A 23331-nucleotide genomic window follows, 5' to 3' on the forward strand; every position below is an offset into this window, starting at 1 on the left:
TTAGTTTGGGCTTTTATTTTTTCTATATTAATTCTCTATTTACTACGCTCACCTACAAATTGATCTTCTTTACTTTTAAATAACACATTAAAAGAAGTTAAACTACCGTAAATACGCGTAATATATTGTTGTAAATCTACTTTTTCTTGATCTACAAGGTTTTTACTAGCATTAATTTTTTGCTCCATTACTCTAATTCTGTCACGCACCATAACTATTTTATGAAAAAAAGTATCAATTGGTATTTCCTTGTTAGCCGATTTTCCATCTCCAGGTTCTAAAATTAATGTCCCCTTTTTCCATTTATCTGCAATTGGCGTTATGCTAGATGCATCACTCCATTTTCTTAATATTGTTATTAAAGAGCTTTCTACATCAGAAAAACTAACACTGTCTACTTCATCCTCTACAGCTTCAATAACCTCAAAATCAGAATCTATATCTATAGTTTCTAAACCATTCTCTATAAAAGTAACCCAATAATGTTTACTTGTAACATTGGTTACCACTCCTTTTCCTAATTCATTATGTTGTATTCTAGAGCCTATTCCTAATAATTGCATTGTTGTATTTTTTTAGTTAATGCTGCTAAAATATAATTACAGTACTAATTAACAAAAACTAAATAGACGCAATTATTAAATTAAAATCCAAAATCGTAACTTAGCAACTTTGCCAAATTAGTAAATGATTACATACGAAGAAAACATAGAGGTAAAAGGTGCACGTGTGCACAACCTTAAAAATATAGACGTTACCATACCTAGAGAAAAGCTTGTTGTTATTACAGGCCTGTCTGGTAGTGGTAAGTCTTCATTAGCTTTTGACACTATTTATGCAGAAGGCCAACGTAGGTATATAGAAACTTTTTCTGCCTATGCTCGTCAGTTTTTAGGAGGTTTAGAGCGTCCAGATGTGGATAAAATAGATGGATTATCGCCCGTAATTGCCATAGAGCAAAAGACAACGTCAAAGTCTCCACGATCTACAGTAGGTACAATTACCGAAATATATGACTTTTTAAGACTCCTTTTTGCTCGTGCAGCAGATGCACATAGTTACAACACAGGAGAAAAAATGGTTAGTTATAGTGATACTCAAATAAAAGAGCTTATTATAAACGATTTTAAAGACAAAAAAATAAACGTTCTTGCTCCTGTTATTAAATCTAGAAAAGGTCATTACCGTGAGTTGTTTGAGCAAATTGCTAAACAAGGATTTGTAAAAGTAAGAGTAGACGGCGAAATTGTAGACATTGTTAAAGGTTTAAAATTAGACCGTTACAAAGTACATGATATAGAGATTGTTATAGACAGGTTAAAAATATCAGACAACGCAGACCTAGATAAACGTATTACAGAAACCATAAATACAGCAATGTATAGTGGTGATAATGTATTAATGATTTTGGAAGAAGGTAAAAAAGAACCTCGCTATTTTAGTAGAGATTTAATGTGCCCTACCACAGGTATATCTTACCCAAAACCAGAACCAAATACATTTTCTTTTAACTCACCAAAGGGTATGTGCCCTAGCTGTAATGGCTTGGGTCATAAATACCAAGTTAATACATCTAAAATTTTTCCAGATACTAAGTTATCTATTAAGGATGGTGGTATTGCTCCATTAGGTAAGTTTAAAAATTCTTGGGCTTTTAAACAATTAGATGTTATTGCTCAGCGTTACAATTTTAAATTAACAGATCCTATTTCTAAAATACCAGAAGAGGCTATAGAAGTTATTTTAAATGGTGGTAATGAAAGTTTTGAGGTAGATTCTAAAACACTAGGCATAAAACGAAACTATAAAATTGAATACGAGGGTATTTCTAATTTTATTGAAAGCCAATATAACGAGGCTAACTCTGCTCCTATTAAACGTTGGGCTAAAGAGTTTATGGACAAAGTTGTTTGCCCTACTTGTGAAGGCTCTAGACTGCAAAAAGCATCTTTATATTTTAAATTTGATGATAAAAATATTGCAGATTTAGCAACAATGGATATTGTTGACTTGGCAGAGTTTTTTAGTAAGGTTGATAAAAAGCTCACTAAAAATCAACTTAAAATTGCTGAAGAAGTCATTAAAGAAATAAAAACTAGGCTACAATTTTTATTAAATGTTGGTTTAGACTATTTATCATTAAACAGAAGCTCTAAATCTTTATCTGGTGGTGAGGCACAACGTATACGTTTAGCCACACAAATAGGATCTCAACTAGTAGGTGTTTTATATATTTTAGATGAACCAAGTATTGGGTTACACCAAAGAGACAACGAGCGTTTAATAGCATCTTTAGAGGCTTTAAGAGATATAGGAAACTCTGTTATTGTAGTAGAACATGACAAAGATATGATAGAGCGTGCAGACCACGTTATAGATATTGGACCAAAAGCGGGCAAGCACGGCGGACAAATAATTTCTGAAGGTAAACCTGAAGATTTAAAAAATTACAATACACTTACTGCTGATTATATTACAGGTAAGAGAGAAATTTCCATTCCTAAAAAACGAAGAAAAGGAAATGGTAAAAAAATAAAACTTACGGGTTGTACAGGTAACAATTTAAAAAATGTTTCGGTAGAATTTCCTCTAGGTCAAATGATTGGAGTAACAGGAGTTTCAGGCAGTGGAAAATCTACCTTAATTAATGAAACCCTCTACCCTATTTTAAATGCTTACTATTTTAACGGTGTTAAAAAACCAATGCCGTATAAAAAAATTACAGGCTTAGAGCATATAGATAAAGTAATAGATATTAACCAATCACCAATTGGCAGAACTCCACGTTCTAACCCAGCAACATATACAGGTGTTTTTGGAGAAATACGAGCCTTATTTGCTAAAACACAAGAAGCAGCAATTAGAGGCTACAAACCAGGTCGTTTTAGTTTTAATGTTACTGGCGGAAGGTGTGAGACTTGTCAAGGTGGAGGTCTACGCGTTATAGAAATGAACTTTTTACCAGATGTTTACGTAGATTGTGAAACCTGTAATGGCAAACGTTTTAATAGAGAAACCTTAGAAATTAGATACAAAGGGAAATCTATTGCAGATGTATTAGAAATGACAATTAATGAAGCCGTTACTTTTTTTGAAAATATCCCAAAAATTAATCGCAAATTAAAAACCATACAAGATGTAGGTTTAGGATACATTTCTCTTGGCCAACAATCTACTACATTATCTGGTGGTGAAGCACAACGTATTAAGTTAGCTACAGAATTATCTAAAAGAGATACAGGTAATACTTTTTATATTTTAGATGAGCCTACAACAGGATTGCATTTTGAAGATATTCGTGTACTAATGGAAGTTTTAAACAAATTAGTAGACAAAGGAAATACAGTTTTAGTTATTGAACACAATATGGATGTAATTAAAATGGTAGATTATATTATAGATATTGGTTATGAAGGTGGCCGTGGCGGAGGAAAATTGGTAGCAAAAGGAACACCAGAAGAAATTATTAAGGATAAAAAAAGTTACACTGCAAAGTTTCTTAAAAAAGAATTATAACATTAAAAATATTGCAAACAGAATAACGTTTGCTGCTAATAAAATAGAATAAAATGAGAAGAGAAAAACACCCTAAAGGCTGGAACGAGATAAAAACTAACGACTCTTGGGCACTTTTTAAAATAATGGGAGAATTTGTACACGGATTTGAAAAAATGAGTGCCATTGGACCTTGTGTTTCTGTATTTGGATCTGCACGTACAAAAGAGGGGTCTAAATATTATGAACTAGCTGTAGACGTAGCAAAAAGTATTGCAGAAGCTGGTTACGGTGTTATTACTGGTGGCGGACCAGGTATTATGGAAGCTGGTAATAAAGGTGCTCACTTAGCAGGTGGCACATCTGTTGGTTTAAATATAGAATTACCTTTTGAACAACATGACAATCCATATATAGACCATGACAAAAGCATCAATTTTGACTACTTTTTTGTTAGAAAAGTAATGTTTGTAAAATATTCTCAAGGTTTTGTTGTAATGCCTGGCGGATTTGGAACTTTAGATGAACTTTTTGAAGCCATTACACTAATACAAACTAACAAAATTGGAAAATTCCCAATTATACTTGTTGGTACTAGCTTCTGGACTGGTTTAATTGATTGGGTTAAAGAAACAATGCTTGGTGAGGGTAATATTAGTGCTTCAGATTTAGATCTTATTAAAATAGTAGATACTGCAGACGAAGTTGTAGAAATAATTGATGCCTTCTACAAAGGACATGATCTTAGTCCTAACTTCTAATTAAAGTATGACAGCATTTAAAATAAAGAAAAATGTAATATACACAGTTATAGGAATACTTTTCCTAAACTGTGTACAATTACGTGCGCAACACAAAACTATTATAAATGCTTTTTTAGATACATCTTGCCATGAAATTTCTATTCAGCAAGAGTTTAACTATAAAAACACATCAAAAGATACATTAGAGGTTTTATATTTTAACGATTGGCCTAACGCCTATTCTAGCAAAAAAACAGCTTTAGCAAAACGTTTTTCTGAAGAATTTAAAAAAAGTTTACATTTAGCAAAACCTAAAGAAAGAGGCTACACAAATATTATTAAAGCCAAGGACAATAAAGGTAACACACTTGCTAACAAACATACAAAAAGTAAAGACATAGTGATGTTTATACTTAATAAACCACTAGCTCCAGATACTACCTTAACACTAAAAATAAACTACAAAGTACAGTTACCACCAAACAAATACACTAATTTTGGTTATAGTAATGATAGTACTTACTACCTAAAAGACTGGTATTTAACACCTGCAACCTACAATGGCAAATGGAACCTTTACTCTAACAAAAACCTAGAGGACTTACAAACAGATGCTACAACAACCAAACTCTACTTAACTATAAATAAAGACTATTACGTTACTACAAACCTTAATAAAACTAATGAATACAGTTTAAACGGGAATAAAACAATAGTTATTGATGGAGAAAACAGAAAAAGTGCCGAAGTAATTCTAAGTAATCAAAAAGAATTTATTACCTATATTACTCCAGACCTTACAATAGAAACCGATTTTAAAGCTTCAAAATACCCCGAAATTTTACAAGGAATTTCTATTAATAAAGTTGCCAAATATATAAAAGATAATTTAGGAGAATACCCACATAAGAAAATATTAGTAAGTGAGTTAGATTATAAAAAGAACCCATTATACGGCATTAACCAACTACCTTCTTTTATAGTTCCTTACTCAGAAGCCTTTAGTTATGAACTAAAACTATTAAAAACTACACTTTATAAAATTTTAAATGAGAGTGTATATTTAAACCCCAGAAAAGAAAAATGGGTTACAGATGCTATAGTTAATTATTTAATGATTACGTATGTAGATGAGTTTTACAATGGTCAAAAATTACTGGGTAAGTTTTCAAAAATATGGGGAGTTAGAAGTTTTGAAATTTCTAAGTATGATTTTAATGATCAGTACGCCTTAATGTCTATGCTTACCAGCAGAAAAAATCTAGATCAACCATTAACAGCATCTAACGATTCTTTAATAAAATTTAATCAACGAATAGCAAACAGCTATAAATCTGGCTTAGGACTCACCTATTTATCAGAATATATTGGTTATAATAATGTAAAAGGAAGTATTAAGGAATTTTACAAAAAATACAACCAACAAAAAGTCACTACTAACGATTTTGAAAATATTTTAAAAAAATCTACCAATAAAGATATAAATTGGTTTTTTAATGAGTTTATATCTACCAATGATAGAATAGATTTTAAAATTAAAAAAATTGAAAAAACTGAAGACTCACTAACTGTTACAATTAAAAATAAAACATCTACAAATCTTCCTATTTCCTTATTTGGTTTAAAAAATGATTCTATAGTATCTAAATATTGGGTATCTAATGTAGTAACTCAAAAAAACGTAACTATACCAAGAAACGGAGAAGATAAGTTGGTATTAAACTACGATAAAAAAATACCAGAGTACAACCAAAGAGACAACTGGAAATCTCTAAAAGGCTTTTTAGCTAGTAACAAAAAGTTAAGATTACAGTTTTTTAAAGATGCAGAAAACCCATACTATAACCAAATATTTTACAATCCAGAAATGAGGTTTAATGCTTATGATGGCTTTACACCTATTTTAAAACTGCACAACAAAACGTTACTAGATAGGCCATTTGTATTTGCACTAAACCCAGGTTATGCAACAAAGGAAAATGCTTTTGTTGGTTCTGGAAACTTTACAATTAGAGATCAGCATAAAAATAAAAACTTATTTTTAAGTACATACTCTTTAAGCTTTTCTACATTTCATTTTCAAAAAAACTCTAGATACTCTACCATTACTCCTTCTTTTGGATTAGCGTGGAGACCAAAAGACCTAAGATCTAACAGAAGTCAAAGTCTTTTTGTTCGCTATATAAATGTATTTCGTGATTTTGACCCAACTTTTGTAGAAGCTAATGAGCTAGAGCCAGATTATAGTGTTTTAAATGCAAGATTTAGAGATACAAATAACGACTTAATAAATTATTTATCTTGGTTTGTAGATGCACAATATGCAGGCAAATTTTCTAAACTTTCTTTTGACTTAGAATATCGCAAACTTTTTCAAAATAACAGACAATTTAATTTAAGGTTTTTTGCTGGTAAGTTTATAAACAATAAAACTGATGATGACTATTTTAGTTATGCATTAGACAGACCTACAGATTATTTGTTTGATTACTCTTATTTAGGTAGATCAGCATCTTCTGGTATTTATAGCCAACAAATAATTATTGCAGAAGGAGGATTTAAATCTAAATTAGATAACCCCTTTGCTAATGATTGGATAGCTACTACAAACGCAAGTACCAATATTTATAGGTGGATAGAAGCTTACGGAGATATTGGCTATTTAAAAAACAAAGGCTCTAAAGCACGCTTTGTGTATGATGCTGGTATACGTTTAAACTTAGTAACAGATTATTTTGAGCTATTTTTTCCTATGTATTCTAATAATGGATGGGAAGTGTCTCAACCAAATTACGGAGAAAAAATACGTTTTATTGTTACTTTAAGCCCAAAGTCCCTAACTGGGTTATTTACAAGAAAATGGTTTTAATTAAATAGCAAATTGTCATTTTAAGGTAAATATTTTAAGTATTTCATAATTTAAAACACCCAATTACACCTTATTTTGATAAATATTCAATAACATATCGCTAATAGCTATTGCAAAAACCAATCAAATTTGGTACTTTTGCAGAAATATAACTTCGTAAGCTATGAGCGTAAAACCACAAACAAAAGACGATATTTCTTTCGACGATTTTAAATCGCAAATCATTAAAGATTATGAAATAGCCGTATTAAGTAGGGAGTGCAGCTTGTTAGGGAGACGAGAAGTCTTAACTGGTAAAGCTAAATTTGGAATATTTGGTGACGGTAAAGAGCTTCCACAATTAGCAATGGCACGTTCTTTTAAAAACGGCGATTTTAGAAGTGGGTACTATAGAGACCAAACTTTTATGATGGCTTTAGGTTTATTAAACGCTAAGCAGTTTTTTCATGGTTTATATGCTACCACAGATATTACCAAAGACCCTATGAGTGCCGGTAGACAAATGGGTGGTCATTTTGGTACACATAGTTTAAACGAAGATGGTAGTTGGAAAAACTTAACAGAACAAAAAAATAGTAGTCCAGATATTTCTCCTACTGCTGGGCAAATGCCTAGGTTATTAGGTTTGGCACAAGCGTCTAAAATTTACAGAAATGTCTCAGGTATAGATGCAACCAATTTTTCAAACAACGGTAATGAAGTTGCTTGGGGTACAATTGGTAATGCAAGCACAAGTGAAGGACACTTTTTTGAAACTATAAATGCTGCTGGTGTTTTACAAGTACCTATGGTAATTAGTGTATGGGATGATGCTTACGGTATATCTGTACACGCAAGACACCAAACTACAAAAGAAAATATTTCTGAAATTCTTAAAGGTTTTCAAAGAGATGAAAATAATAAGGGTTATGAAATTATAAAAGTTAACGGCTGGGATTATACCGCATTAATTCACGCTTACGAGAATGCTTCTGAAATTGCAAGAACAGAACACGTTCCTGTACTTATTCACGTAAAAGAATTAACACAGCCTCAAGGGCACTCTACTTCTGGTTCACATGAAAGATACAAATCTCCTGAAAGACTAGAGTGGGAAAAGGAAAACGATTGTAACAAACGTTTTAAAGAGTGGATTATAGAAAATAACATAGCTACAGAAGAAGAACTGAACGCTATAGATAAAGAAACTAAAAAGGAAGTACGTACTGCCAAAAAAGAAGCTTGGGCAGAATTTATTAACCCTAATAAAGAAGAAAAAAAAGCTTTAGTTGTTGTTTTAGATAATGCTGCTAGCAAAAGCCCTAACAAAAATTTTATTGCAAAAATTAAAAACGATTTAATTGCAATAGAAGAACCAATTAAAAGAGATTTAGCATCTAGTGCCAGAAAAGCTTTACGTTATTTAATTGGTGAAAACTCACCTGAGAAACAGGCTTTAACAAACTGGATTACAAACTATTTAAATGAAATGCAACCTAAGTACAGCTCTCATTTATATAGTAATTTACCTAACAAAGCTACAAATATAGAAGAGGTTAAACCAGTTTATGATGAAAACCCAGAATCTGTAGATGGTAGAGTAATACTAAGAGATAATTTTGATCACATTTTTGGGAACAACCCTAACACTTTAATATTTGGTGAAGATGCTGGTGCTATTGGAGATGTAAATCAAGGACTAGAGGGCTTACAAGCTAAATACGGAGAACATAGAGTTGCAGATACTGGTATTAGAGAAGCTACTATTATTGGCCAAGGAATTGGTATGGCTTTAAGAGGATTAAGACCTATAGCAGAAATTCAATATTTAGATTATTTAATGTATGCATTGCAAACATTAAGTGATGATTTAGCAACACTACTATACCGTACTGTTGGTAAACAAAAAGCTCCTTTAATAATTAGAACTAGAGGACACAGGTTAGAAGGTATATGGCATTCTGGATCACAAATGGGTGGTTTTATACACCTGTTAAGAGGTATGCATATTCTTGTACCGCGTAACATGGTTAAAGCCGCAGGTTTTTATAACACCTTATTAAAGTCTGATGAGCCTGCTTTGGTAATAGAGTGCTTAAATGGCTACAGATTAAAAGAAGATAAGCCAGCTAACTTAGGAGAACACTGTACTCCTATTGGAGTTGTAGAAACGGTAAAAGAGGGTACAGACATAACCGTATTATCTTATGGGTCTACACTACGTATTGTACAACAAGTAGCAAAAGAATTGTTAGAGGTTGGAATAGATATAGAAGTAATAGATGCTCAAAGTTTACTACCTTTTGATATTAATCATGATGTGGTAAAAAGTGTGCAAAAAACCAACAGATTACTAGTTGTTGATGAAGATGTACCAGGAGGATGCTCTGCTTATTTACTACAAGAAATAACAGAAAAACAAGGAGCTTACAAGTATTTAGACAGTATGCCACAAGCAATAACTGCTAATGCCCATAGACCTGCATATGCAACAGATGGTGACTATTTTTCTAAGCCTAATGCAGAAGATATATTTGAAAAAATATACGCTATAATGCATGAAGCTAATCCTAGCAGTTTTCCAAAACTTAGGTAATTGTTGTAAATAACACTTTTTGTCTAATTTTATTCTTTTATTAGTTGTTATTTTTCGTGTATTAAAAAAATATTTCTAAATTTGGAATACATAGATATTTATATCCCCGGAGCCAAATAGAATGAGAGATAATATAAAGACAAATATAGGATTGGCGCTTTTGCGTATTGCGCCATCTGCAATGATGCTTACACACGGAATACCTAAATTACAAAACTTTTTTAGTGGCGATGAAATAAAATTTCCAGACCCAATTGGTATAGGAGCTAGTCCTTCTTTATTTTTAGCGGTAATTGGTGAAGTTTTATGTCCAATTTTTATAATATTAGGGTACAAAACAAGATGGTTTGCTGTACCAGCTGCTGTAACAATGTTAATTGCTGCATTTGTACAACACGCTGCAGATCCTTTTAGTGTAAAAGAAATGGCTGTACTTTACCTTCTGTTTTTTATGATTATATTTCTTTTAGGTCCTGGTAGATTTAGTGTAGACGGTAAATAATTAAAAAACTTTTACCAAAAGCTCTTTTAGTAAGTCTGCCTGAGACATATTATAGGCACCTACACCTTTTCCCTTTAAATCTAAATCTCGTAAAGCAGATATTATTCCACTAACTTTTTTCATTGGAAAATTTCTGGCTGCTGTTTGGTATTCATTAACAAAATATGGATTTACACCCAACACTTTAGCTACATTGCTTTTAGAATGGTCTTTTAATCCGTGGTACTGTAGTATTTGCGTAAAATAAGTATGCAACACGGTTACTGTTACCACAAACGGGTTATCCTTTGGGTTTTGTGCAAAGTAGTTTATAATACGCGCTGCTTTTAAAGTATTACGCTCGCCTATTGCCTTTTTAAGCTCAAAATTATTAAAATCCTTACTAATACCAATATGTTCCTCTATGGTTGCAGGTGTAATTTGCGTATCTTTTGTAATAACTATTTTTAGCTTTTCTAACTCGTTATTAATTTTACTTAAACTGGTACCCAAATACTCTACAAGCAACTGCGCAGCAACAGGTGTAATTGTATAACCACTGCCTTTTAACACTTTCATTATCCAGTCTGCAACTTTGTTTTCATACAAACTTTTACTTTCAAACAAAACACCAGTTTTTTGTACAGCTTTATACAATTTTTTACGCTTATCTAACTTACCATACTTATAACAAATTACCAGTACCGTGGTTAGTTGTGGGTTGTTAGCGTAGCTTGTTAAGTTATCTATTGTTCTAGATAAATGTTGCGCTTCTTTTACAACTACAACTTGCTTTTCTGCCATCATTGGGTAACGCTTGGCATTAGAAACAATGTCATCTATAGTTACATCCTTACCATACAATACCATTTGGTTAAAACCACGCTCCTCTTCTGTTAACACAGTTTTTTCAATATATTCAGATATCTTATCTATATAGTAAGACTCCTCTCCCATTAAAAAATATATAGGTTTTACGTTTCCGTTTTTTATATCGGAGATTAGTTTTTTTACTTCGTCCATTTAAAAAAAATCATCAAATTTGCAGTATGCAGAAGCTAAATTTTTCCACGCACAACTTCCGTTTCAAAAATAGCGAAAATAAAGTCTATATTTTTGATGTAATACGAAAAAAGTTTGTGGTTTTACAACCTGAAGAATGGGTTAGGCAACATGTGGTACATCATCTTATTCATCAAAAAAAATACCCAATTAGCCTTATTAATGTAGAAAAGCAACTGGTAATTAATGACTTAAAAAAAAGATATGATGTTGTTGTTTTTAAACCAAATGGAAACATTAACATTTTGGTAGAATGTAAAGCTCCAGAAATAACAATTACACAAGCTACTTTTGACCAAATTGCACGTTACAATATGCAATTAGATGCAAATTATTTAATGGTTACTAACGGATTAAATCATTTTTATTGCAAAACAAATAGTACCGAAGATAATTATACGTTTTTACGTGATATTCCTGATTTTAACCGTTAAATTTGTAAAAGAACTTAGATAAAGTAAGATATACATTATGCCTAAAATTGCTGTTGTTATTTTAAACTGGAATGGCGTACAACTATTAGAACGTTTTTTGCCATTAGTTATAAAACACTCTAACAACCATAAAATTTATGTAGCAGACAATGCTTCTACAGATACATCTATACGCTATGTAAAAGAGAATTTTCCTGGTGTAAAAATTATACAAAACACAAGCAATGGAGGTTATGCAAAAGGGTATAATGATGCGTTACCAAATGTAAAAGAAGATATATTTTGCTTACTTAATTCAGATGTAGAAGTTACACCTAACTGGTTAACTCCTATTGAAAACTATTTTAATGAAAATAAAAACACTGCTATAATACAACCAAAAATTTTAGACTTAAAAAAGAAGTCTCATTTTGAATATGCCGGTGCTGCAGGTGGTTTTTTAGACAGTTTTGGCTATCCGTTTTGTAGAGGTAGAATTTTTGACACATTAGAAGAAGATAAAGGACAATACAATGACAATTTGCCAATATTTTGGGCAAGTGGTGCCTGCTTATTTATACGTAAAGCTACTTTTTTTAATTTAGGTGGTTTTGATGAAGATTACTTTGCGCACCAAGAAGAAATAGATTTATGTTGGCGTGCACAAAACAAAGGCCTAGAAATTATGTATGTTGGTGCTTCTACAGTTTACCATTTAGGCGGGTCTACTCTTAATGAAATGAATCCAAAAAAGACATTTTTAAACTTTAGAAATTCACTTTACAGTATTGTAAAAAATATACCAATTTATAAGGCATTTTTTATAGTTATGGCAAGGTTATTGTTGGATGGTATAGCAGGTTTACGATTTTTATCGCAAATGAGATTTACACATTGTTTAGCAATTGTTAAGGCACATTTTAGTTTTTATTGGAATTTACCTAAAACACTAAAAAAGAAAGAGTTAAACAGTAGAACAAAAAAATATTATTTAATTAAATCCGTTGTGTGGTCTTATTTCGTAAATGGTTATAAGGAATTTAACAATTTAGTAAAAGATTAACTAAATTGTAGTACCATTAGATAGAACATTTTATATAATTTTGAAACAAATAACAATTAATAGTAATATGAATATGAAAAAGATTTTTTTAGGCGCTTTAGGAGCTACAATATTATTATCTTCTTGCGTATCGCAAAAGAAATATGCGGAGTTAGAGGCAAAAAATAAAGAAACTGAAGATTTATTAAATTCAGCAACGGTTAAGCTTAATAGCTGTATAGAAGAAAAAGCTACTGCAGATGCAAGGTTAAGAACTTTAGAAGACCAAAACGATTTTCTTAAAGCCAACAACCAAGTGTTAGTAGATAATATGGGTAACCTAACAGATTTGTCTGCGAAAGGTGCTGAAAACTTAGAAAAGTCATTAGAAAGTTTAAAAGAAAAAGATTTAACAATACGTAAATTAAACGATGCAATTACACGTAGAGATTCTGTAAACCTTTCATTAGTACAGAGTTTAAAAGGTGTTCTTGGTAATTTAGATGACGAGGATATTGAAATTAGCGTAGAAAAAGGTGTGGTTTTTGTATCTATATCTGATAAATTATTATTTAGCAGCGGTAGCTACAATGTAGCAACAAGAGCTAAAGAAGTATTAGGTAAAGTTGCACAAGTTGTAAATAACAAGCCAGATTTTGAATTTATGGTAGAAGGACACACAGATGCTGTACCTTACAGAAAAGGTGTTTTATTAGACAACTGGGATTTAAGTGTTAAGCGTGCAACTGCTGTAGTTCGTATATTACAAAATGAGTACGGAGTAGATCCTAAGCGTATGACGGCTGCAGGTAGATCTCAATACATACCAGTATCTTCTACAGATAAAGCTAGAAACAGAAGAACAAGAATTGTAGTACTTCCTAAAATTGATCAGTTTTACAGTATGATTGAAGAAGGAATGAAAGATCCTGCAATAAACAAATAGTATTAATTATTATTTATAATAAGAAAGCCTCGCATAATGCGAGGCTTTTTTTATTCTTAACTTATATTTTATTTACAATTAAAATATATCTATACTTCCTTTACCTTCTCTTATTATCTCTGGTTCGCCATCAGATAAATCTACCACAGTAGATGCCGTATTATCTCCGTAACCACCATCTATAACAATGTCTACTAAATTATCCCATTTTTCATAAATTAATTCTGGGTCTGTAGTATATTCTAACAACTCATCTTCATCTCTAATAGATGTAGACACTATTGGGTTTCCTAGTGCTTGTACCATTGCATTTGCTATAGAATTATCTGGCACACGTATACCTACAGTCTTTTTCTTTTTAAAATCTTTAGGTAAATTATTATTACCAGGCAATATAAAAGTATAAGGCCCTGGTAATGCTCTTTTTAAAATTTTAAATGTAGCTGTATCAATTTGTTTTACATACTCAGACAAATTGCTAAGGTCTGCACAAATAAATGAAAAATTAGCTTTGGCAAGCTTAACTCCTTTAATACGTGCTATTTTCTCTAAAGCCTTAGTATTGGTTATATCACAACCTAGACCGTAAACAGTATCTGTAGGATATATAACCAAACCTCCTTTTTTTAAAACATCTACAACTTTTTTAATTGCATCTGCATTAGGATTCTCTGGGTATATTTTAATAAACTGAGCCATAATTTTATGTATTTAATAACAGATAAAAATAAGTCTTAGTATTATAAAAAACCTTACAATACACTTAGTTTCTTTTTACCTCGTAAATAATATTGTCTTTAAACAGTCCTTGCAACTCTTTTGTTGTATACCCATATTCTTGCTCTTCATAATTTTTTGGTATATCAATTTCAGAAATTCCAGACTTTTTATTGGTTTCATATTCATTAAACTTAAAGTATATACTATCTGATATAGAAGAAATCTTCATTGTAGAATAATAATTAGCTTCAGTTTTAAACTCATACAAATCGTTAACCATAGGGTGTGCTATATATTCTTCAGAGTTTTTACCATCTAAAAATGAAGAAACACTTAATCCTGTAATTAATATAGCAATAATAAATAATGCAGAAAAATGTCTTATTGATGTTTTAGCTTCGTCTTTAACATTTTGGTATTCTAATTTTAAATTATGGTCCATTTGCTTTGGCTCAAAAACAGTATTACAATTGGTACATACTGCACCACCTGTTTTACCTATTGGAAAAATAGGTATCCAATACAAATGGGCGTACTTGCCATAAACTTCTACATTAAATTTTGCACTCTCATTACAGTTAGCACAAGGTATTTGCCTTGTTAACTTAGACTTTAATTGCGATGAATTAGATCCGTAAAATATCATACTAAAAAAAATTGGTGGTTATTTGTAATAAATATAACACAAATAAAACTATTTAGTAGGAAAATTACATCCCTGTTTACAGTACTTCTAACTTAGCAAAACGTAGTAAAAGTTTTTTAATATCACCTTTATCAAACTTAATTTCTGCTTTTTTATCGTTACCTACACCATCAATTTTAAGTATAACTCCCCTACCAAACCTAGTATGGTTAACTGCTGCACCTTCTACCAAATTAGGATCTAGGTTGGCATTATTTGCTATTGGCTGCGCAAGTTCTGGTTTTAGTTTACGTAGCTTACGTAGTTGGTTTTCATTTGGTTTAGGGGCACTTGGTGGTATACCTGAAACAGGTTTAACTTGTCTAAGTTTACTTTTATCTACTTCACCAAAAATATTTTTATCTATTAAAGATTTGTATTTATAATTACTTACCGGAGTTAGGTTTTCTATATACTTTTCATCTATCTCCTCTATAAATCTACTTGGCTCTGCATCTACTAATTTACCCCAACGATATCTACTTTCTGTATATGTTAAATAAGCTTGTTTTTCTGCTCTGGTTAAAGCTACATAAAATAATCTTCGCTCCTCTTCAAGCTCAGTACGCGTATTCATACTCATTGCAGATGGGAACAAGTCTTCTTCCATACCAACAATAAATACGTGCGGAAACTCTAACCCTTTTGCCATATGTATGGTCATAAGTGCAACACGGTCATCATCACCTTTATCATTATCTAAATCTGTAGCAAGTGCTACATCTTCTAAAAATTCTGCTATATTACCTGTTGCATCAGCAAGTTCCATTTGCCCTTCAACAAAATCCTTTATACCATTTAAAAGCTCTTCTATGTTTTCCATTTTGGCAATACCTTCTGGTGTGCCGTCTTTTTTAAACTCTAAAAGAATACCTGTTTTTTTAGCTACGTGTTCAGACAAAGAAAAAGCATCTGCTCCTTTATTCATTATCTGAAAACCTTTAATCATATTAACAAATTCTGTTAATCTACGTTTGGTACCAGCGTTTATTTTTAATTCTATTTTATCTATGTTTTCCATAACTTCAAACATAGAGCGGCCATAATGGTTAGCCGTAACTAATAGTTTATCTATAGTTGCTTGCCCAATTCCCCTACCCGGAAAATTTATAACGCGCTTTAATGCCTCTTCATCTTTAGGGTTAATTACTAACCTTAAATATGCTAACACATCTTTAATTTCTTTACGTTGGTAAAAAGATAAACCTCCATATATTCTGTACGGTATGTCTCTTTTACGCAAAGCATCTTCAATAGATCTAGATTGGGAGTTGGTACGGTAAAGCACTGCAAATTCTCCGTTATGCAGTTGTTCGTTCATTCTTGTTTCAAAAATAGTACCCGCTACAAATCTACCTTCCTCTGCATCTGTAATACTACGATGAACTTTAATCAGTGGCCCATCATCATTAGAGGTCCATACAACTTTTTCAAGCTGATTTTTATTTTTTTCTATGATAGAGTTTGCGGCATTTACAATGTTACCCGTAGATCTGTAGTTTTGCTCTAACCTATACATTGCAACATTATCATAATCTTTTTGAAAGTTTAGAATGTTACTAATGTTTGCTCCTCTAAAAGAATAAATACTCTGTGCATCATCACCTACCACACATATGTTCTGAAATTTGTCTGATAAAGCCTTAACTATTAAGTATTGTGAGTGGTTGGTATCTTGGTACTCATCTACCATTATATACTGAAACCTATTTTGGTACTTTTGAAGCACTTCTGGAAAAACGTTTAAAAGCTCATTGGTTTTTAATAATAAATCATCAAAATCCATTGCTCCTGCCTTAAAACATCTCTCTACATAATTTTTATAAATTTCACCAGTACGTGGGCGTTTTGCCATTGCATCTGCCTCCATTAAATCTGGATTATTAAAATATGCCTTTACAGTAATTAAACTGTTTTTGTAAGATGATATTCTGTTTTGTATTTGCTTGTACTTATATATATCCTTATCTAATTGCATTTCTTTAATAATAGATGCAATTAAACGCTGAGAATCTTGAGTATCGTAAATAGTAAAATTATTTGGATAACCTAACTTGTCTGCCTCATAACGCAATAATTTAGCAAATATAGAGTGAAAAGTTCCCATCCATAAACTCTTTGTCTCTGCACTACCTGCAATATCTGCAATACGTACTTTCATTTCTCTTGCCGCCTTATTGGTAAACGTAAGTGATAAAATATTGTACGGGTCTACACCCTGCTGTATTAAATATGCTATACGGTATGTTAACACTCTTGTTTTACCAGAACCAGCTCCGGCAATTACCATTAATGGTCCTTTTGTGTGTAAAACAGGTGCTTTTTGAGCCTCGTTAAGTTGGGCAATAAATTCTTCCAATTGTTTTTTCTTATATAATTTAGAGAAGTGTAAATTTAACCATAATTAACTCCAGATAAAACAAGTAGTTTTAATAATTATAAACAATAAAATTTAATAGCAGTTTAATTTTAAATATCTTTAGAGAATACTACAATTTAAACCATAAAAATATTGAAAGAAATTAAAATTAGAGCAGCAGAATTAAAAGATTTGCAAACTTTAAAATCTTTTGAGCAAGGCATTATTTCTGCCGAGCGTCCTTTTGATAAAACTCTAAAACCAGATCCAATTTCTTATTACAGTATTAAAAATTTATTAGAAGATACAAACACACTTGTAGCTGTTGCAACACTAAACAATACATTAATTGGCTCTGCGTACGCAACAATTAAACAAGCTAAAAAACATTTAAAACACAACAATTACGCCTATTTAGGTTTTATGTATATAGACCCTAAATACCGAGGAAAAGGAATAAATAAAAATATTATAGATTTTTTATTTAAATGGATAAAAGAACAGAATACTACAGAAGTTAGGTTAGATGTCTACAGCGAAAATACTGCTGCCTTACGGGCTTATGAAAAAGCCGGATTTAAAAAACACTTAGTAAATATGAGAATGGAAATCTAATTTTTAAGATTAATAAAAAAACCAAAATAACTGACTAATTATATAAATATGAAAACTAAAAACAAATTTATTTTAACACTCTTGCTTTGTGGTTCTGCCCTACAAGCACAAAATTATAAGTTAGAGAACGATTACAAAAACATAGAAAAAAAAGTTATAGAATGGAGGCATCATTTTCACCAAAATCCTGAATTATCTAACAGAGAGTTTAAAACTGCAGAAAAAATTGCTGCTCATTTAAAATCATTAGGTATAGAAGTACAAACTAAGGTTGCTATAACTGGTGTTGTAGGTATTTTAAAAGGTAAAAAACCAGGTAAAGTAATTGCTTTAAGGGCAGATATAGATGCTTTACCTGTTACTGAACGCAATAATTTACCATTTAAATCTAACGTTACAGATACATTTTTAGGCGTAGAAACTGGTGTTATGCACGCTTGTGGCCATGATACACATACTGCAATTTTAATGGGTGTTGCAGAGATTTTAGCTAAAAATAAAGACAAAATAAATGGTACTGTTAAGTTTATTTTTCAACCTGCGGAAGAAGGTGCACCTCCAGGAGAAGAAGGTGGTGCTGCTTTAATGATAAAAGAAGGTGTTATGGAAAACCCTAAAGTAGATGCTATTTTTGGATTACACATTAATTCTGGTACACCAGTAGGTGTTATTAAATACAAAACAGAGGGTATAATGGCTGCAGTAGAGCGTTTTGTTATTAACGTAAAAGGTAAACAAACGCACGGTTCACAACCTTGGTCTGGTGTAGATCCCATAGTAATTTCTGCTAAAATTATAGACGGCTTGCAAACCATAATTAGTAGAGAATCTAAACTAACTGAAGAAGCAGCAGTTATTACTGTTGGTAAAATTACAAGTGGTGTTCGTTTTAACATTATTCCAGAAAGTGCCGAACTTATTGGCACTGTAAGAACTTTAAATCCGGATATGCGAGAGCTTATTTTACGTAGAATGAAAGAAATGACAGAAACTATTGCTAAAGCTTATGGTGGTAGTGCAACATTTAGTGTAGAAAGTCAGACCTCTATTACGTATAATGATATTGCCTTGGTAAACCAAATGTTACCAACAATGCAACGAGTTGCGGGTAATAAAAATGTGCAGTTAACTAAAGCTACTACTGGCGGCGAAGATTTTTCATATTTTCAAGAACTAGTCCCTGGTTTCTATTTCTTTTTAGGCGGAATGACTCCTGGAAACAAAGAAGCTTACCCACACCATACGCCAGACTTTAAAATAGATGATAACGGAATGCTTTTAGGTGTTAAAACACTAACAGAAATGAGTCTAGATTATTTAAATAAATAACGTTAAACCTAACAATAAATGACCACAGATTTGGTTATTTTTGTAGCATAATTACAAAGCCAAACTTATAATAAGTTTGGCTTTAGTTAACAAATACATAATTAAATGGATTCTTTTTTAAGTTTTATATCTAGTATCTCATGGTGGATATGGGTATTAATAGTATTAGCTTTAGTTGCTATACGAGATATTTTTTTTCAGAAAAAACATACTATTTCTCACAACTTTCCCATTGTTGGGCATATAAGGTATATGTTAGAAAGTATTGGTCCAGAAATGAGACAATATTTTGTTGCTAACAATAGAGAAGAATTACCTTTTAACCGCATAGAGCGCGGATGGATTTATGCTTCTGCAAAAAGCGAAAATAATTACGAAGGCTTTGGTACAGACAGAGATGTATATGCACACCAGCATATTTTTGTTAAAAACCAAATGATGGCTTATAAAATTGATGAAAATCATCCTAACGCTAAAGACAAAACCTTTTTACCTTGCGCTAAAGTAATAGGTGCATACAATAAACGTAAAAAACCTTTTAGACCTGCATCTGCAATAAATGTATCTGCAATGAGCTTTGGTTCTTTATCTGCTGCTGCTGTAGAAGCTATGAACAAAGGTGTGTTAAAAAGTGGCGCTTACCATAATACTGGTGAAGGTGGTTTATCTCCTTACCATAAACAAGGAGGAGATGTAATTTTTCATTTTGGAACTGGCTACTTTGGAGTAAGATCTGAAGACGGAAATTTATCTATGGAAAAGCTAACCAATTTAGTAGAAAACAACCCTTGTATTAAAGCCATTGAAATAAAATTATCTCAAGGAGCTAAACCAGGAAAAGGTGGTGTTTTACCTGGAGCTAAAATTACTGCAGAGTTAGCAGAAATACGTGGTGTAGAAATAGGAAAAGATGTTTTGTCACCAGCTACACACAAAGCCTTTAGTTCTGTACAAGAATTGGTAAATTTAATTGAAGAAATAGCAGAAAAAACAGGTTTACCCGTAGGTATTAAAGGAGCTATTGGAAAATTAGATCAGTGGGAAGAGCTAGCAGATATTATGTTAAAAACAGGTAAAGGACCAGATTTTATTACTGTAGATGGTGGTGAAGGTGGTACTGGTGCTGCTCCGCCAAGTTTTGCAGACCACGTTTCTTTACCGTGGGTTTATGGTTTCTCTAGCTTATACAAATTGTTTTTAGAGAAAAAACTAACAGACAGAATTGTGTTTATTGGTAGCGGTAAATTAGGTTTCCCTGCAAAAGCTGCAATGGCATTTGCAATGGGAGTAGATTGTATAAATGTTGCACGTGAAGCAATGATGAGTATTGGGTGTATACAAGCACAATCTTGCCATACAAACACGTGTCCGGCTGGTATAGCTACACAAAATCAGTGGTTGCAAAGAGGCATAAATGTTCCTCTTAAGTCAGATCGTTTGGCTCAATATTTTAAAAGTTTTAGAAAAGAGTTAATAGAAATTACACACGCCTCTGGTTATGAGCATCCTTGCCAATATACTATGGATGATATACAAGTAAACCTAGACGATAATGAACTAAATAGAAGTTTAGCTTTTACCTATGGCTACAACAAAGCAAAAGTTCCTTTTAATGGCATGCAAGAACTATATGATTGTGCACACTTAGGCGGAAAAGAATATATGAAAAACGAGCCTAAAAAATAGGCTCGTTTTTTTTAAAATTATAATGGCAAAAGCGCTTATTTATTGTACAAATAAAGACGTGCTTTTTTTGTTGTATCTATTACCTGTAATTTACTTACGTACTTTTTAGGTAAAAGGTAAAACTCTCTTTTATCCGATAAAATATAAAGTTTATCATAAGCCTCTAAAATAGAATCTATTTTAGCAGGTTCATCTCTAGTGTCTATAACATTACCCTTATTGTAAAACTGACTAGAATATGTTTTAGAATCAAGGTACAAAATAGGAGGGTTTTTATCAATTTTTAATTCTTCAGATTTAGCTACTAGTAATTTATCAGAGTTCATATATACTTTCCATTGGTCAGTAACCAAAAGTCCTGCACCTGCTATAAAAACTAAAATAGGAAATATAGAACAGGCAATTAGTGCCTTCTTTTTATGCTTGTATTCTGGCCACCAATGTGCAATTAAAAGTGCCATTGGTACTGTAGAAGGCAAAATGTAGGTATGTAAAATATTTTTAGATATGGTAAAGAAAATTGGTGTCCAAAACAACCAAAACAATAAAAACGCTACATACTTATCATCTAAAATGCGCTTTTTAAGCTTTACTATTTTTGCCAATACTATATAAAACCAAGGCAAACAAAAAGACAACATAAATACCCAAATTAAACCTAATGGCTGTGTTTTTGGCTGACCATATAAATCTCCGCTCCATCCTGGCTTTAAAAACCTATTAAAATGCTCACCAACAATAAAATAATCTATAAAACCTGGTGATCTTTGTTCTGTTAATAAATACCAAGGTAACGCAATAACTACAGTAATTAGCAAACCAACTATCCAAGGCAATTTAGCTAAGTTAGAGAAAAACGTTTTACGGTCTAACAACAACCAAAAAAACACTGGAGCTCCCGTTAAAACTAACACCAATGGTCCTTTGGCTAAAAAACCTAAACCTAAGCCAACAAAAAAGAGGTAATTCCAAATTGTTTTTTTGTCCGATGTAATACTTTTCCAGAATGATAGCATAATTAACATTACACTAAAACACAAAGCAGAATCTGTAGAAACCACTCCCATATGAATTAAAAACTCTGGTGTAGTAACTAAAACTAAAGCTGGCACTAACGGAGATACTTTTGTTTTTTTAACAAAGTAACCTAGTATAAAAAGCATTGCAACACCTAGCAAAAATGATGGCAGCCTTGCTGTTAACTCATTTACTCCAAAAAGCTCAAAACTCATTGCAGACATCCAAGTAGATAGCGGTGGTTTAGCCCAAAAAGGTTCGTTATAATCTATTTGTAGTACAACCCACTCTCCCGTTTCTTGCATTAGTCTAGATATTTCTGCATAACGAGCCTCTGTTTTATCTAACAAAGGTATTGCTCCTGTAATAATAAACCTGAAGACAACGATAGACAAAACTGCTATCAACATATAATTTACTGTAGTTTTCTTATCTGTCATTTTATATACTATTATTGTGTTTTAATCCCTTTTTGCAAATTTTATTAATTTTATATAAATCTAACCAAAGCTGAAAAAAGTAAGATGTTTTTACTTTAGAATCTCCTTGATCTACCCAACGCTTTAAGGGGACTTCTAACATTTTTGTTAGAGCTTTTTCTTTACCGTAAAATACTACAATTCTATTAAATATTTCTACATCAAAAAGCCAACGAGAAACAAATGGTTTATTAAAAACTTCTAAAGCCAAATCTTTTTTAAATATTTTACAGCCGCATTGTGTATCGTAAACTTTTAAATCTAAAATTGTAGAAATTACTGTAGCTATAAACCTACCAATAAAAAAACGAGATGCTTTGCGCTCTATTGTAGAGCCAAGCTTCATTATTCTAGAGCCAAAAACAAAAGAAATAGTATTGTCTATATAAGTGGTTAAAAAAGAAAACTCTTCTAATGAAGTTGCCAAATCGGCATCTAAATAACCCACAAGTTTTATTTCATAATTTTCACAAGCAAAATTTACTCCGTTTCTAACAGATTCTGCTTTACCAACATTATTGGGATTTTTATAAACTACAACCTTGGTTGGATACTGTTTTTCTAAACTTTTTAGTTCTGTATAAGTACCGTCTGTAGAGCCATCATCTACAAAACAAATAAGCGTATTTGTATCTTCTTTTAAAAAGCCATCATAAACTCTATTTTTAAGTTCTTTAACTTCATTATAACAAGGTATTACTACACAGGTAGTATATGACATATGCAACAGTAATTAATTTTTGGTGTGCAAGATATTAAAAAACAATATGCCAGTCATTATTACCACACATCTTTACGTTATTATTAGGAAACTA

General features: G+C 31.7%; 18 protein-coding genes. 11 read left to right on the forward strand and 7 right to left on the reverse strand.

Going from position 1 to position 23331, the window contains the following annotated elements; translation table 11 throughout:
* Positions 1-35: 35 nt before the first annotated feature.
* A complete protein-coding gene (locus tag JM80_RS12955) occupies positions 36-563 on the reverse strand; it encodes a hypothetical protein (RefSeq protein WP_144710464.1) in 528 nt (175 codons plus the stop codon).
* A 124-nt stretch (positions 564-687) separates the two neighbouring features.
* Here JM80_RS12955 and uvrA point away from each other — a divergent pair, with 124 nt between their 5' ends.
* From uvrA to JM80_RS12980, 5 genes are all read left to right on the forward strand, one after another.
* Positions 688-3516, forward strand: coding sequence for an excinuclease ABC subunit UvrA (gene uvrA / locus JM80_RS12960; RefSeq protein ID WP_038506646.1), 2829 nt, complete (start codon positions 688-690; stop codon positions 3514-3516).
* A gap of 53 nt (positions 3517-3569) precedes the next feature.
* On the forward strand, positions 3570-4256 hold the full coding sequence (locus JM80_RS12965) for a TIGR00730 family Rossman fold protein (protein ID WP_013622341.1): 687 nt from the start codon (positions 3570-3572) through the stop codon (positions 4254-4256).
* Between the two features lie 7 nt (positions 4257-4263).
* Positions 4264-7107: a M1 family metallopeptidase gene (locus tag JM80_RS12970; RefSeq protein ID WP_144710466.1), complete on the forward strand. Its 2844-nt coding sequence runs from the start codon at positions 4264-4266 to the stop codon at positions 7105-7107.
* Positions 7108-7270: 163 nt separating this feature from the next.
* Positions 7271-9682, forward strand: a complete 2412-nt coding sequence (locus tag JM80_RS12975) for a thiamine pyrophosphate-dependent enzyme (protein WP_075695518.1) — start codon at positions 7271-7273, stop codon at positions 9680-9682.
* 121 nt (positions 9683-9803) lie between these two features.
* Positions 9804-10184, forward strand: a complete 381-nt coding sequence (locus tag JM80_RS12980) for a DoxX family protein (protein WP_013622338.1) — start codon at positions 9804-9806, stop codon at positions 10182-10184.
* Here the strand turns inward: JM80_RS12980 and holA are convergent, their stop codons facing one another.
* Positions 10185-11186 (reverse strand): DNA polymerase III subunit delta, encoded by a 1002-nt coding sequence (gene holA / locus JM80_RS12985; RefSeq protein WP_013622337.1) that lies wholly within the window; start codon positions 11184-11186, stop codon positions 10185-10187. It lies immediately after the preceding gene.
* Positions 11187-11212: 26 nt separating this feature from the next.
* Here holA and JM80_RS12990 point away from each other — a divergent pair, with 26 nt between their 5' ends.
* The 3 genes from JM80_RS12990 (at position 11213) to JM80_RS13000 (ending at position 13626) form a co-directional block, all read left to right on the forward strand.
* Positions 11213-11659, forward strand: a complete 447-nt coding sequence (locus JM80_RS12990) for a type I restriction enzyme HsdR N-terminal domain-containing protein (protein ID WP_013622336.1) — start codon at positions 11213-11215, stop codon at positions 11657-11659.
* Positions 11660-11696: 37 nt separating this feature from the next.
* Positions 11697-12701, forward strand: coding sequence for a glycosyltransferase family 2 protein (locus tag JM80_RS12995; RefSeq protein ID WP_013622335.1), 1005 nt, complete (start codon positions 11697-11699; stop codon positions 12699-12701).
* Positions 12702-12774: 73 nt separating this feature from the next.
* Positions 12775-13626: an OmpA family protein gene (locus JM80_RS13000; RefSeq protein WP_034643856.1), complete on the forward strand. Its 852-nt coding sequence runs from the start codon at positions 12775-12777 to the stop codon at positions 13624-13626.
* 78 nt (positions 13627-13704) lie between these two features.
* Here JM80_RS13000 and JM80_RS13005 read toward each other — a convergent pair whose 3' ends face one another.
* From JM80_RS13005 to JM80_RS13015, 3 genes are all read right to left on the reverse strand, one after another.
* Positions 13705-14325 (reverse strand): L-threonylcarbamoyladenylate synthase, encoded by a 621-nt coding sequence (locus JM80_RS13005; RefSeq protein ID WP_013622333.1) that lies wholly within the window; start codon positions 14323-14325, stop codon positions 13705-13707.
* A gap of 64 nt (positions 14326-14389) precedes the next feature.
* Positions 14390-14992: a zinc-ribbon domain-containing protein gene (locus tag JM80_RS13010; RefSeq protein ID WP_144710468.1), complete on the reverse strand. Its 603-nt coding sequence runs from the start codon at positions 14990-14992 to the stop codon at positions 14390-14392.
* 76 nt (positions 14993-15068) lie between these two features.
* Positions 15069-17390, reverse strand: coding sequence for an ATP-dependent helicase (locus JM80_RS13015; protein WP_013622331.1), 2322 nt, complete (start codon positions 17388-17390; stop codon positions 15069-15071).
* 153 nt (positions 17391-17543) lie between these two features.
* Here JM80_RS13015 and JM80_RS13020 point away from each other — a divergent pair, with 153 nt between their 5' ends.
* The 3 genes from JM80_RS13020 (at position 17544) to JM80_RS13030 (ending at position 21020) form a co-directional block, all read left to right on the forward strand.
* On the forward strand, positions 17544-18005 hold the full coding sequence (locus JM80_RS13020) for a GNAT family N-acetyltransferase (protein WP_013622330.1): 462 nt from the start codon (positions 17544-17546) through the stop codon (positions 18003-18005).
* A gap of 48 nt (positions 18006-18053) precedes the next feature.
* Positions 18054-19334, forward strand: a complete 1281-nt coding sequence (locus tag JM80_RS13025; protein WP_013622329.1) for an amidohydrolase — start codon at positions 18054-18056, stop codon at positions 19332-19334.
* 105 nt (positions 19335-19439) lie between these two features.
* Positions 19440-21020 (forward strand): FMN-binding glutamate synthase family protein, encoded by a 1581-nt coding sequence (locus JM80_RS13030; protein ID WP_144710470.1) that lies wholly within the window; start codon positions 19440-19442, stop codon positions 21018-21020.
* Positions 21021-21055: 35 nt separating this feature from the next.
* On the opposite strand, the gene JM80_RS13035 is transcribed toward JM80_RS13030, so the two are convergent.
* Positions 21056-22477 carry a glycosyltransferase family 39 protein gene (locus JM80_RS13035; RefSeq protein ID WP_034643861.1) on the reverse strand — a complete coding sequence of 474 codons (1422 nt, stop codon included), beginning with the start codon at positions 22475-22477 and terminating at the stop codon, positions 21056-21058.
* Between the two features lies 1 nt (position 22478).
* Positions 22479-23237, reverse strand: coding sequence for a glycosyltransferase (locus JM80_RS13040; protein WP_013622326.1), 759 nt, complete (start codon positions 23235-23237; stop codon positions 22479-22481).
* Positions 23238-23331 lie beyond the last annotated feature (94 nt).

Origin of the sequence: Cellulophaga sp. RHA_52 (assembly GCF_007827205.1) — a bacterium.
GTDB lineage: Bacteria > Bacteroidota > Bacteroidia > Flavobacteriales > Flavobacteriaceae > Cellulophaga > Cellulophaga lytica.

Coding starts and splice junctions, on each gene's coding strand:
- JM80_RS12955 (WP_144710464.1), bottom strand. CDS start 563: ATGCAATTATTAGGAATAGGCTCTAGAATACAACATAATGAATTAGGA.
- uvrA (WP_038506646.1), top strand. CDS start 688: ATGATTACATACGAAGAAAACATAGAGGTAAAAGGTGCACGTGTGCAC.
- JM80_RS12965 (WP_013622341.1), top strand. CDS start 3,570: ATGAGAAGAGAAAAACACCCTAAAGGCTGGAACGAGATAAAAACTAAC.
- JM80_RS12970 (WP_144710466.1), top strand. CDS start 4,264: ATGACAGCATTTAAAATAAAGAAAAATGTAATATACACAGTTATAGGA.
- JM80_RS12975 (WP_075695518.1), top strand. CDS start 7,271: ATGAGCGTAAAACCACAAACAAAAGACGATATTTCTTTCGACGATTTT.
- JM80_RS12980 (WP_013622338.1), top strand. CDS start 9,804: ATGAGAGATAATATAAAGACAAATATAGGATTGGCGCTTTTGCGTATT.
- holA (WP_013622337.1), bottom strand. CDS start 11,186: ATGGACGAAGTAAAAAAACTAATCTCCGATATAAAAAACGGAAACGTA.
- JM80_RS12990 (WP_013622336.1), top strand. CDS start 11,213: ATGCAGAAGCTAAATTTTTCCACGCACAACTTCCGTTTCAAAAATAGC.
- JM80_RS12995 (WP_013622335.1), top strand. CDS start 11,697: ATGCCTAAAATTGCTGTTGTTATTTTAAACTGGAATGGCGTACAACTA.
- JM80_RS13000 (WP_034643856.1), top strand. CDS start 12,775: ATGAAAAAGATTTTTTTAGGCGCTTTAGGAGCTACAATATTATTATCT.
- JM80_RS13005 (WP_013622333.1), bottom strand. CDS start 14,325: ATGGCTCAGTTTATTAAAATATACCCAGAGAATCCTAATGCAGATGCA.
- JM80_RS13010 (WP_144710468.1), bottom strand. CDS start 14,992: ATGATATTTTACGGATCTAATTCATCGCAATTAAAGTCTAAGTTAACA.
- JM80_RS13025 (WP_013622329.1), top strand. CDS start 18,054: ATGAAAACTAAAAACAAATTTATTTTAACACTCTTGCTTTGTGGTTCT.
- JM80_RS13030 (WP_144710470.1), top strand. CDS start 19,440: ATGGATTCTTTTTTAAGTTTTATATCTAGTATCTCATGGTGGATATGG.
- JM80_RS13035 (WP_034643861.1), bottom strand. CDS start 22,477: ATGACAGATAAGAAAACTACAGTAAATTATATGTTGATAGCAGTTTTG.
- JM80_RS13040 (WP_013622326.1), bottom strand. CDS start 23,237: ATGTCATATACTACCTGTGTAGTAATACCTTGTTATAATGAAGTTAAA.